Consider the following 11,837-nt stretch of genomic DNA (forward strand, 5'->3'; position numbering starts at 1 on the left):
CTGCCTCCCGGTCGTGGCCCCGGGCCGGTGTCAGTGCCGTGCTGCACGATGGGAACCATGGCTCGGACATCGGCGCTGGACGCCTTCTCACCGGCGACCCGTGCATGGTTCACGGGTGCCTTCAGCGAGCCCACGGCCGCGCAGGAGGGTGCCTGGCGTGCGCTGGCGGAGGAGTCGGACGCGCTCGTGGTGGCACCGACCGGTTCGGGCAAGACGCTGGCCGCCTTCCTCGCTTCGCTGGACGCGCTGACCGCCACCCCGCCGCCCGCCGATCCGCTCAAGCGCTGTCGTGTGCTGTACGTGTCGCCGCTGAAGGCGCTCGCCGTCGATGTCGAACGCAATCTGCGCAGCCCTCTCACGGGTATCCGGCAGGAGTCGCTGCGGCTGGGACTGCCCGAGCCGGAGATCAGGGTCGGGATCCGTTCCGGCGACACCCCCGCGACCGAGCGCAGGTCGATCGCCCGGCGCCCGCCGGACATCCTGATCACCACCCCCGAGTCGCTGTTCCTGATGCTGACCTCCGGCGCCCGGGAGGCGCTCTCCGGCGTCGAGACGGTGATCCTCGACGAGGTGCACGCGGTGGCGGGCACCAAGCGGGGTGCGCATCTGGCGCTCTCCCTGGAGCGGCTGGACGAGCTGCTGGACGGCCCGGCGCGCCGGATCGGCCTGTCGGCCACCGTGCGGCCGGTGGACGAGGTGGCCCGTTTCCTCTCGCCCCGCAGGAACGCCGCGATCGTGCAGCCACCTTCCGGCAAGCGCTTCGACCTCTCGGTCGTGGTGCCCGTCGAGGACATGGGCGAGCTGGGAGGTTCCCCCGCTCAGGACGCCTCCGGGACCGCGGGCGGTGGTCCGGGAGGTGGAGACACGCCATCGATCTGGCCCTCGGTGGAGGAGCGGATCACCGACCTCATCCAGGAACACCGCTCCACCATCGTCTTCGCCAACTCACGGCGGCTGGCCGAGCGGCTGTGCAACCGGCTGAACGAGATCGCCTACGAACGCGCCACAGGCGAGCCCATGCCCGAGGACCACTCGCCGGCCGAGCTGATGGGCAACGCGGGCGCGGTCACCGGGGCACCCCCGGTGCTCGCCCGGGCGCACCACGGTTCGGTCTCCAAGGAGCAGCGCTCCCAGGTGGAGGAGGATCTGAAGGCGGGCAGGCTGCCTGCCGTCGTGGCCACCTCCAGTCTGGAGCTGGGCATCGACATGGGAGCCGTCGATCTCGTGATCCAGGTGGAGTCGCCGCCCTCGGTGGCTTCGGGGCTTCAGCGTGTGGGTCGGGCGGGCCACCAGGTGGGCGCGGTCTCGGCGGGAGTGGTCTTCCCCAAGTACCGGGGCGATCTGGTGCAGTCCGCCGTGGTCACCGAGCGGATGCGCGAGGGGGCCATCGAGGCGCTGCGCATCCCCGCCAACCCCCTGGACGTCCTCGCCCAGCAGATCGTCGCGATGGTCGCGGTGGACACCTGGAACGTGGACGAGCTGCTGGCTCTGGTGCGGCGGGCGGCCCCGTTCGCCGCACTTCCGGAGTCCGCCTACATCTCGGTGCTGGACATGCTGGCCGGACGGTATCCCTCGGACGCCTTCGCCGAGCTGCGCCCGCGCCTGGTGTGGGACCGGGTGGCCGAGACACTCAGCGGCCGTCCGGGCGCGCAGCGGCTGGCCGTGACCTCCGGCGGCACCATCCCGGACCGTGGGCTGTTCGGGGTGTTCCTGGCCGGAGCCGACCCGAAGAAGGGCGGCGGCCGGGTCGGGGAGCTGGACGAGGAGATGGTCTACGAGTCCCGGGTGGGTGATGTCTTCACCCTCGGTACGACGACATGGCGCATCGAGGACATCACCCGGGATCGTGTCCTGGTCACTCCCGCACCCGGGGTGCCGGGTCGGCTGCCGTTCTGGCGGGGCGACCAGTTGGGCAGACCGCTGGAGCTGGGCCGAGCCCTGGGCGCCTTTCTGCGGGAGATCGGCTCGCTCTCCCGCGAGCAGGCGGAGCAGCGGCTGGCGGCCTCCGGAATGGACGCGCTGGCCGTCGGCAATCTGCTGGCCTATCTGGCCGAGCAGCGCGAGGCCGCCGGGCACGTCCCGGACGACAGGACGATCGTCGTCGAGCGCTTCCGCGACGAGCTGGGCGACTGGCGCATCGTGGTGCACTCACCGTTCGGCGCCCAGGTGCACGCGCCCTGGGCGCTGGCCATCGGCGCCCGGCTGACGGAGCGGTACGGCATGGACGCGCAGGTGATGCATGCCGACGACGGGCTGGTGTTGCGGCTGCCGGACGCGGAACTGCTGGACCTCGACCTGTTCGACGGGGAAGCGCGGCCGCCGCGCACGCCCGGGCAGGAGGCCCCGGCCGACCGGGACGAGCCTCCGCTGGGTGTCGGCGACGTCCTCTTCGACAAGGGCGAGGTCGAGCAGACCGTCACCGACCAGGTGGGCAATTCGGCGCTGTTCGCGGCCCGCTTCCGGGAGTGCGCCTCGCGGGCGCTGCTGCTGCCGCGCCGCAGCCCGGGCAAGCGCACTCCGCTGTGGCAGCAACGCCAGCGGGCCTCCCAGCTCCTCCAGGTGGCCGCCGAGTTCGGCTCCTTCCCGATCGTCCTGGAGGCCGTGCGCGAGTGCCTCCAGGACGTGTTCGACGTCCCGGGGCTCACGGAACTGATGGGCGACATCGAGTCCCGCCGGGTGCGCGTGGTCGAGGTCACCACGCCGGAGCCGTCACCGTTCGCCCGGTCGCTGCTGTTCGGCTATGTCGCGCAGTATCTGTACGAGGGCGACTCGCCGCTGGCCGAGCGGCGGGCCGCCGCGCTCTCCCTGGACTCGCGGCTGCTGTCGGAGCTGCTGGGGCAGGCGGAGCTGCGGGAGCTGCTGGACGCCGACGTGCTGGCGGAACTGGAGCGGGAACTCCAGTGGCGTACCGAGGACCGACGCCTCAAGGACGTGGAGGGCGTGGCCGATCTGCTACGGCTGCTGGGCCCGCTCACCCCGGACGAACTGGCCGAGCGCGGCGCCGAGCCGGGCTGGGCGGCAGAGTTGGAGACGGCCCGCCGCGCCGTCCTGGTGCGGATCGCGGGCCGGGACCACTGGGCGGCGATCGAAGACGCGGGGCGGCTGCGGGACGCGCTCGGGGTGGCGCTGCCCGTCGGGGTTCCCGAAGCCTTCACCGAGCCGGTGGCGGACCCGCTGGGCGACTTGCTCTCCCGCTACGCCCGCACTCACGGCCCGTTCACCTCCGTCGAGGCGGCGGACCGCTTCGGGCTCGGGACGGCTGTCGCGGACGGCGCGCTGCACCGGCTGGCGGCCGTGGGGCGGCTGGTGCAGGGCGAGTTCCACCCCTCGGGGATCGGCCAGGAGTGGTGCGATACGGGGGTGCTGCGCAGGCTGCGGCGTCGCTCGCTGGCCGCGCTGCGCCAGGAGTTGGAGCCGGTCCCCCCGCAGTCGCTGGCCGCTTTCCTGCCGCAGTGGCAGCATGTGCGCACCAACAGCCTGCGAGGGGTGGAGGGGCTGCTGCGCTCGGTGGAACAATTGCAGGGGGCGCCCGTTCCGGCGTCCGCGTTGGAGAAGCTGGTACTGCCCGGCAGAGTCGCGGACTACGCACCGCCCCTGCTGGACGAGCTGACCGCCTCGGGCGAGGTCGTCTGGGCAGGTGCCGGAGCGCTGCCCGGCAAGGACGGCTGGATCTCGCTCCTGTTGGCCGACGCCGCCCCGCTGCTGCTGCCTTCCCCGCAACCGCTGGAGCTGACTCCGGTGCACCGGGCAGTGCTGACAGCGCTGGAAGGAGGCTACGGGCTGTTCTTCCGGCAGATCGCCGAGCGCGCGCGGGCCGCGCATCCGGAGACGACCGATCCGCAGCTCACCGAGGCCCTGTGGGATCTGGTGTGGTCGGGGAGGGTCACCGGTGACACGCTCTCACCACTGCGCGCGCTGCTGGGCTCGGGGCGTACGGCGGGCTCGACGGCGCACCGCGCGAAGCGACCCACTCCGCGGGGGCGCTACGGCTCGTTCACCGCGGCAGCCGTCGCCGCGGGCAGCGGTGCGGCCCGTCGCGGGCCGGGGCGCCCACCGGGTGCCGCACCACCGACCGTGGCCGGACGCTGGTCGCTGCTGCCCGCCGCGGAAAGCGAACCCACGCATCGGGCACACGCGCTGGCGCGCACCTTGCTGGACCGGCACGGCGTGGTGACACGTGGCGCGGTGGCCGCCGAGGGCGTGGAGGGCGGGTTCTCGGCCGCCTACCGGGTGCTGTCCGCCTTCGAGGAGAGCGGGCAGGCGCGGCGGGGCTACGTGGTCGAGGGGCTGGGGGCCGCGCAGTTCGCCATGGACGGCGCGGTGGACCGACTGCGCGCGGTCAGCACGGCCCGCGAGCGGGAGAGCGGCGTCCCCGGCGCGTACGGCGGGCCGCACAGGAGCGGCGCCCCCGCCGGGGCGGGTGCGCTGGTGCTGGCGGCCGCCGACCCGGCGAACGCCTACGGTGCCGCTCTGCCCTGGCCGGCGCCTCCGCCCGGCGCCACCCACAAGCCGGGGCGAAAGGCGGGCGCGCTGGTAGTGCTGGTGGACGGCGCGCTGACTCTCTACGTCGAACGGGGCGGGAAGACGCTGCTGGCCTGGGCGCGGGATCCCGCGGCGCCGGAGAGCGCTGCGGCGGATCCGGGGACCGCGCCGACCTCGGAAGCCGCGCACCCACCGGACTCGGCGCAGGTGGTGGCCGCCGTCGACGCGCTCACCGAGGCTGCGCGCCGGGGCGCGCTCGGTACCGTCACGGTGGAGCGGGTCAACGGCACGGCGGCGCTGTCGTCACCGTTGAGCGCCGCCCTGGAAGCCGCGGGGTTCCATCCGACCCCGCGCGGACTGCGGCTGCGCGCGAGATAGCCGAGCGTCGTCGCCGACCGCGCCGACCGCCCGGGCCTCTTGGACCGCGCCCTCCCTCCACCCCCGGAAGTCGCCGGTCATTCCTGACCGGACGCCCCGGAGGACTCGCTGTCGGAGCCGGTCGCCAGCATGATCTGCCGGAGAAGGCCGGCGAGCAGTCGCTGTTCGTGCCAGTCCAGGACGCTGAACAGGCGACGCTCCTCCTCGGCGGCCGTCTCGATGGCGGCCAGCCACACAGAGCGCCCCTCGTCGGTGAGGGTGACTTCCGAAGAGGGGCCGCCGGTGGCGGTGCGGGCCACGAGATCCCGCTGCTCCAGCACGGCCAACAGTTCGGACAGGGCGTTGGGCGCCGTTCCGAGGTCGACGGCGAGTCCGGTGAGATCGGCCCGCCCGCCGTTCCCGGCCAGCAGGTGCAGGACTTCGTGCTCCTCCCGGCGCAGTCCGCACTCCGCCAGCGCCCGCTCCCCCGACCGCCGCAGGTGGTCGGCGAGGTACTGCATCCGGGTGACAGCGCCTTCGACATGGCGGTTGAGGTCGGGCAGCACCGACTGCCAGCGATCCAGATGGTCCTCGACCCAGTCCCGCGCGCCCTCCAGCGCGTCCCTCTGTTCGGCCTCGGCCTCTCCGTCCACGTCGAGCGCGTCGTGCTGTCGTTGATATCCCCACTGCCCCATGGCCACGGATCGTATCCCGTGATCGTCCGGCACTTCCCGCCGCTCTCCCCCGCTTCCGTCGGTGGCTCCTGCAACCATGGGCATATGTCCCGGGGAGCCGGGATGGTGAAGGACGCCGGAAGGCCGGGAATGTCGTGCAAGCCGTGAAAGGGGTTGATGGCCGATGCCCGAAGGGGACACCGTCTGGCGTACCGCGCACGCCCTGCACTCGGCGCTGGCCGGGCAGCCGCTGGTCCGCACGGACTTCCGGGTGCCCAGGATGGCGACGGTCGATCTGTCGGGACGGACGCTGCTGGATGTCACTCCGCGCGGCAAACATCTGCTGATGCGCGTCGAGGGCGGCTTGACGGTGCACTCCCATCTGGGCATGGAGGGCGCGTGGCGGGTCAGGGCGGGTCCGCCGGGGAATACCGACCCGCTCCGGGGCTTCGGGCCCGGCCATCAGATCCGTGCACTCCTGGCCACCGGGTCGCACACCGTTGCCGGGATCCGGCTCCCCGTACTGGAACTGGTGCGCACCTCGGCGGAGTTCACCGTGGTCGGCCACCTGGGTCCCGACCTGCTCGGCCCCGACTGGGACGCGGCTGAAGCCGAACGGCGGCTGCTCCAGGACCCGGCCCGGCCGCTGGTCGAGGCTCTGCTCGACCAGCGCAACCTGGCGGGCATCGGCAACGTCTACGCAGCCGAGTTGTGCTTTCTTGCCCGCACTTCACCCTGGGCCCCGGTGGGCTCGCTGCCCGCCGGGCTGCCGACCCGCCTGGTCGGCGCGGCCAAGCGGCTGTTGGAGGCCAACAAGGACCGCTCCCGCCGCCGCACCACCAACAGCCCGCGGCCGGACCGCGGTCTGGCGGTCTACGGACGCGCGAACCGACCGTGCCACCGTTGCGGCACCCCGATCCGCACCGGCTCCCACGGGCCGCCCGAGCGTGTCCGCACCGTCTGGTACTGCCCGCGCTGCCAGCCGGCGCCCGGGGGCGTCGAAGAAGAAGCCCAGTTCACCGGAACTTGACGTACTGTCAGCTCTCAAGGTGCCGCAGCAGCGGACTGAGCACTTCCGGCGTCTGGCGGGTCGCCGCTCGGGACGGCACAGTCCGTGCGAGAGGTCCGGCCTCTCCGCCTCTCACGACCGGGCGGACTCCGCGCTGCCACGGCCGGGGCGCCCTGCCATGGCAGCTCGCCGGACGCCCTTCCGCACCGAGCGCCCTCGCGCCACATGCACGGGCAGTACGCTCAACCCCCATCCCCCCGCTGTCACCGACGCCTCCACCGGGCCGCCCTCCCCTGCGGCCACCCGCCATATCGCACACAACCACCCGATGGCACAGGCACTCCCGAGTGCCCAGCGACACCGCAGCAACGGGCGCACAGCCGACATGCCGCCACCTCCCGCGACGGAGCCCTGGCCGCATCGGGCGGCGGCGAAGAGGACGGGCCGTCGACGAAATCGAGAACACGGCCATCGTCCCGCACCCCGGGCGACCCCGCGACCACAGCACGTGGCCCCCGGACGCAGGGGGGCGCCTCGTGCCTGCCGCGAGAGCCTCCCGCCCGGCCCCGCCCGGGAAGGGGGCGCGGCCCCGGAAGGACCTCCTGACCCGCTCGCCGCTCGGGACCGGAGCGCCGGGGGCCGGTGTGACGCCGTCGCCTCCGCATATACGAAGATCCCGCCGGAGGAACTCCGGCGGGATCTGTCGTCCGTTCCATGCCTCACCCGGCTGCCGCGTTCCGCACCCCGTGCGGAACCTCGGCAGCGGCGTGCCCGGTCACGATCGCCACCCGGCGTCAGGCCGCGACCACGTCCACGGCCTCCGTCGGCGCCTTGATCGTGACGCGCTCCTCGGGCACCCCGGTGACCGAAGTGACGGACAGCGGGTTGAGCACCGGCCGCATCGGGGCGGGCACGGCGTCGCTCGCCGCGGACTCGGCCAGCTCAGCGAGCGCCAGCTCGTCGCTGACCTCCCGCATCAGCTCGGACATCCGCACATCGAGGGCGTCACAGATCGATGAGAGCAGCTCGGACGAGGCTTCCTTCTGGCCGCGCTCGACCTCGGAGAGGTATCCGAGCGAGACCCTGGCGGACGATGAGACTTCGCGCAGGGTGCGACCCTGGCGTTGGCGCTGCCGACGCAGCACGTCACCCAACAGGCGACGGAGCAGAATCATCGGTGCTCCTCCCTCTCAACGCGCGGCGTCTTCCACAGCCTGTATCGGGACGGCCAGTTGACCCCGACTCCTTCAGGCTCCACCGTACCGCCTCGGCAGGCGGCCGTGCGGGGAGCGATGTCGTGTTCACTCAGGGCTGCAAACATCCATTCCCCCCGGTCTGTTCCCTATCCTGCCCTCCGGCATTTTCGATCAGTTCGTTGTAGAGCAGCTCCAGCGCTCCTCGAACACTCTCCGTGCGGATCCCGGCACGCTCACGTTCTCCGGCTGCCGCACCGCCGTCGGCCGGCTCACCGCTCCGGCCGACGGCCAATCGCAGCTTCCGCGCCACTGGCGTCGCCCCGGGGGCGGCGATGGCGACGTACACCGTTCCGACCGGCTGCCCGTCCTGGGGCTCGGGCCCGGCCACACCCGTCGTGGCGAGGCCCCAGTCGGCGCCGAGCACCGTGCGTACACCGTGCGCCATCCGACGAGCGACCTCCGCGTCGACAGCACCCCGCTCCTCAAGGAGTGCCCCGTCCACACCGAGTACATCCCTCTTGAGCGAGGTCGCATACGCGGTCACCGAACCACGGAAGACTCGTGAGGCACCTGGGACGCCGGTGATCTCGGCCGCGACCAGTCCTCCAGTCAGCGACTCCGCCACGGCGAGCGTCTGGTCCCGTTCGGCGAGCAGCGCCAGCACACCACCTGCCCTGGAATCCGCCTGCGTCAGGGCCGCTCACCTCCTGTGTCCTCTGCGCTCCCGGTGGCCCGCTTCTTCCCCGGGTTCCCGGAACCAAGCCCTTCATCCGCCTGGGCGCTCGCCGCCCTCTCGCCGTGCGCGGCATCGCCGCGGGCCGCCGGCTCGCTCCCGGGCGAGGACGGCCCGCTCCCCGCCGGGGACGCCGCGGACCCGGCCGCCTCCGCGGCCAGACCCGCCCGGCGCAGCACGACGGCCTGGCGTACGTAGTCGAGACCGGTGACGACGGTGAGGACGACGGCCACCCCCATCACCCACCAGCGGGCGGTGGCCAGCGGCCCGGTCAGGGCCAGCACGTACATGCCGACGGCGACGCCCTGCGCGAGCGTCTTCATCTTGCCGCCCCGGCTGGCCGGGATGACCCCGTGCCTGATCACCCAGAAGCGCAGCAGCGTGATGCCCAACTCACGGAAGAGGATCACCCCGGTGACCCACCACGGCAGGTCCGAAAGGGCGGAGAGGCAGATCAGCGCCGCTCCCATGATCGCCTTGTCCGCTATGGGATCGGCGATCTTCCCGAAGTCGGTGACGAGGTTGTACCGGCGCGCCAGCTCCCCGTCGAACAGGTCGGTGATCATGGCGATGGTGAATGCGGCCCAGGCGAACGAACGCCAGGCCGGGTCGTGACCGCCGTTCGCGACCATGAGCAGCACGAACGCGGGCACCAGCAGGAGCCGCACCATGGTCAGGATGTTCGCGATGTTCCACAGGCTCACAGGGCGTACCGTGCTCGCCGCCGCCGGTTTGGGTACGGTGCCACGCCGGGCCGCGGAGGCCGGGACTCCGGTCATCTGCCGGCCTCCTCCCCGATGCGGAGCAGGTCGGCGCCCGAACGGGCGGCCGGAGCGGCGCCGTGCCCTGCGGCGGCGGTGAGGGGCTCCGCGATCAGATCCACACCCTCGGCTGCGACGACGCGCGCCTCGACCATCCGGCCCACCGGCAGGGCGCGGCCCTCGCCGAGGACCGACCCGGAGGCCTCCAGCCGCACCAGGCCGTCGGTCTCCGGTGCCTGGTGTGCGCCGCGGCCGAGTGGCCCGTCCTCCTCGTCGTGGGTCTCGACGAGCACCCGGACGGTTTCGCCCACTCGTTCCTCGGCGCGCTGGGCGGTCAGCTCCTCGGCGAGCCTGGACATGTGCGCGAGTCGCTCTGCGACCTCGTCCGGATCCACCTTGTCCGCGTACCCGGCGGCCTCGGTGCCGTCCTCGTCCGAGTACCCGAACACCCCGATCGCGTCGAGGCGCGCTTCGGTCAGGAAGCGCTCCAGCTCCGCCACGTCCTGCTCGCTCTCGCCGGGGAAGCCGACGATGAAGTTCGACCGGGCGCCCGCCTGCGGAGCCCTCGTGCGGATCTCCTCCAGCAGCCCGAGGAAGCGCTCGGTGTCGCCGAAGCGCCGCATCGCGCGCAGCACGCCCGGCGCCGAGTGCTGGAAGGACAGGTCGAAGTAGGGAGCGACCTTCTCGGTGCCGGTGAGCACGTCGATCAGCCCGGGCCGCATCTCGGCCGGCTGGAGGTAGCTCACCCGCACCCGCTCGATGCCGTCGACGGCGGCCAGCTCCGGCAGCAGCGTCTCCAGCAGCCGGATGTCCCCCAGGTCCTTCCCGTAGGAGGTGTTGTTCTCGGAGACGAGCATGATCTCCCGAACGCCCTGCTCGGCGAGCCATCTGGTCTCGGTGAGCACGTCGGCCGGGCGGCGCGAGATGAACGAGCCGCGGAAGGACGGAATGGCGCAGAAGGAGCACCGGCGGTCGCAGCCGGAGGCGAGCTTGACGGAGGCGACGGGGCTGCTGCCCAGCCGCCGCCGCAGCGGCGCGCGCGGCCCGGAGGCGGGCGCGACACCCTCGGGGAGGTCAGCGGGGGCGGACTCGGCGGCCTCGTCGGCGCTCTGCTGGGTGGTCGCCCCGGCAGCTGCCGCGGCCCCGTGTCCGGGGAGCGCGACGGCGGCGCCCTGGCGCTCGGCCGGGCTCACGGGCAGCAGCTTGCGCCGGTCGCGCGGGACGTGCGGCGCGTGCACCCCGCCGCCCAGGATGGTGCGGAGGCGGTCGGAGATATCCGTGTAGTCGTCGAACCCGAGGACCCCGTCCGCCTCGGGGAGCGCCTCGGCCAGTTCCTTGCCGTAGCGCTCGGCCATACAGCCCACGGCCACCACGGCCTGGGTTCTGCCCTCGCCCTCCTTGGCTGCGTTCTTGAGGTCGTTGGCCTCCAGCAGCGCGTCGACGGAGTCCTTCTTGGCGGCCTCGACGAAACCGCAGGTGTTGACGACGGCGACATCGGCGGCGGCGGCATCCTCGACGAGATCCCAACCATCCGCCGCCAGGCGGCCTGCGAGCTCTTCCGAGTCCACCTCGTTACGGGCGCAGCCGAGAGTGACAAGGGCGACGGTACGGCGTTCGGGCATGGGATCAGCCTACTTCGTCCCTCCGGCACCATCCGCCGCCAGGTTGCGACCATGCAGCTCACCGGTACGGGCGCGGCGCCGCATCCGGCGGCGGGCCCCTGCCGGACCCCGGTACGCGGTGCCGGTCAGCCCGCTTCGGGGTCGCCCCGGGTGTAGCTGAGGCGCTGCACCTGGCCGACCTCTCCCGCGTGCTCCACCTGCTTGCCGTTGACGTACAGCTTCACGCCCCCGGCGTTGCCCAGCACGAGGTCGAGCCGCTTGTCGTCGGTGAGGGTCTTGGACTGGCCCTCCTTGAGCACGCCTTCGTGGATCAGCCGTCCGTTGTGGTCCTTCGCGGAGACCCAGCTGTTGCCCTTCTCCGCGGTCATCCGGACGGTGACCTTGTCGGCGGGGGCCCCGGCGATGGCGCTCTCGGACGGCTTGGGCTCGCTCTTCCCGGAGGGCGAGGGGTCGGCGGAGGGTTCCGCCGAGGACTTCCCCGCGGGTGCCTCCTCCGCGGCCTGCTTGCCGGATTCCTCCCCGCCACCGCCGCCGACGAGAGTGAAACCGACGAAACCGATCACCGCGACGATTGCGGCGACCATCGCGGCCGTCCAGTTCGGTCTGCGGGGCTCGGGGCGGATGCGCTCCGCTTCGAACAGGGTTGCGGGCGGCGTGGGCTCGGGACGGCCGCCGTGTTCCTCGTCGTACTGCGCGACCAGGGCGTCGCCGTCGAGGCCGACCGCGCGTGCCAGAGTGCGGAGGTGGCCGCGCGCGTACACGTCGCCGCCGCATCGGGAGTAGTCGTCCTGTTCGATCGCCTGCACGATCGGGACACGCACCCGGGTGGCGGTACTGACCTCTTCCACGGTCAGCCGTGCGTCGATGCGGGCCTGCTGGAGGGCTCGACCGACCGGGGGCCGGTCCTCTTCGGGGGAGTTGCCGATGGACACGGGGGCGCCTTTCGAGCGTGTAGCCACCTGCTGGAGGTTCAGTCTAGGGGCGGAGCAAAAGGGTGGGGCAA

Annotated in this window: 8 protein-coding genes; 2 read left to right on the forward strand and 6 right to left on the reverse strand. The window is 72.7% G+C overall.

Annotated elements, in window-relative coordinates:
• Nucleotides 1–48 precede the first annotated feature (48 nt).
• On the forward strand, nt 49–4,860 hold the full coding sequence (locus P2424_RS22360) for a DEAD/DEAH box helicase (protein ID WP_276477536.1): 4,812 nt from the start codon (nt 49–51) through the stop codon (nt 4,858–4,860).
• 77 nt (nt 4,861–4,937) lie between these two features.
• Here the strand turns inward: P2424_RS22360 and P2424_RS22365 are convergent, their stop codons facing one another.
• Nucleotides 4,938–5,534: a MarR family transcriptional regulator gene (locus P2424_RS22365; protein ID WP_276477537.1), complete on the reverse strand. Its 597-nt coding sequence runs from the start codon at nt 5,532–5,534 to the stop codon at nt 4,938–4,940.
• A gap of 163 nt (nt 5,535–5,697) precedes the next feature.
• Between P2424_RS22365 and P2424_RS22370 the strand changes: the two genes are divergently transcribed.
• The gene (locus tag P2424_RS22370; protein ID WP_276477538.1) at nt 5,698–6,543 is read left to right on the forward strand and encodes a DNA-formamidopyrimidine glycosylase family protein; all 846 of its coding nucleotides are present in this window, start codon (nt 5,698–5,700) and stop codon (nt 6,541–6,543) included.
• 773 nt (nt 6,544–7,316) lie between these two features.
• Here the strand turns inward: P2424_RS22370 and P2424_RS22375 are convergent.
• The 5 genes from P2424_RS22375 to P2424_RS22395 form a co-directional block, all read right to left on the reverse strand.
• The gene (locus P2424_RS22375) at nt 7,317–7,697 is read right to left on the reverse strand and encodes a helix-turn-helix transcriptional regulator (RefSeq protein ID WP_019360111.1); all 381 of its coding nucleotides are present in this window, start codon (nt 7,695–7,697) and stop codon (nt 7,317–7,319) included.
• A gap of 130 nt (nt 7,698–7,827) precedes the next feature.
• A complete protein-coding gene (locus P2424_RS22380) occupies nt 7,828–8,412 on the reverse strand; it encodes a nicotinamide-nucleotide amidohydrolase family protein (RefSeq protein WP_276479079.1) in 585 nt (194 codons plus the stop codon).
• Nucleotides 8,409–9,230 (reverse strand): CDP-diacylglycerol--glycerol-3-phosphate 3-phosphatidyltransferase, encoded by an 822-nt coding sequence (gene pgsA / locus P2424_RS22385; protein ID WP_276477539.1) that lies wholly within the window; start codon nt 9,228–9,230, stop codon nt 8,409–8,411. The genes P2424_RS22380 and pgsA overlap by 4 nt, the downstream gene beginning before the upstream one ends.
• Nucleotides 9,227–10,834 carry a 30S ribosomal protein S12 methylthiotransferase RimO gene (rimO, locus tag P2424_RS22390; protein WP_276477540.1) on the reverse strand — a complete coding sequence of 536 codons (1,608 nt, stop codon included), beginning with the start codon at nt 10,832–10,834 and terminating at the stop codon, nt 9,227–9,229. The genes pgsA and rimO overlap by 4 nt, the downstream gene beginning before the upstream one ends.
• Nucleotides 10,835–10,959: 125 nt before the next feature.
• A complete protein-coding gene (locus P2424_RS22395; protein WP_276477541.1) occupies nt 10,960–11,766 on the reverse strand; it encodes a helix-turn-helix domain-containing protein in 807 nt (268 codons plus the stop codon).
• Between the last annotated feature and the right edge of the window lie 71 nt (nt 11,767–11,837).

This window comes from Streptomyces sp. WMMB303, from assembly GCF_029351045.1.
GTDB lineage: Bacteria > Actinomycetota > Actinomycetes > Streptomycetales > Streptomycetaceae > Streptomyces.

Coding starts and splice junctions, on each gene's coding strand:
- rimO (WP_276477540.1), bottom strand. CDS start 10,834: ATGCCCGAACGCCGTACCGTCGCCCTTGTCACTCTCGGCTGCGCCCGT.
- pgsA (WP_276477539.1), bottom strand. CDS start 9,230: ATGACCGGAGTCCCGGCCTCCGCGGCCCGGCGTGGCACCGTACCCAAA.
- P2424_RS22365 (WP_276477537.1), bottom strand. CDS start 5,534: ATGGGGCAGTGGGGATATCAACGACAGCACGACGCGCTCGACGTGGAC.
- P2424_RS22375 (WP_019360111.1), bottom strand. CDS start 7,697: ATGATTCTGCTCCGTCGCCTGTTGGGTGACGTGCTGCGTCGGCAGCGC.
- P2424_RS22370 (WP_276477538.1), top strand. CDS start 5,698: ATGCCCGAAGGGGACACCGTCTGGCGTACCGCGCACGCCCTGCACTCG.
- P2424_RS22360 (WP_276477536.1), top strand. CDS start 49: ATGGGAACCATGGCTCGGACATCGGCGCTGGACGCCTTCTCACCGGCG.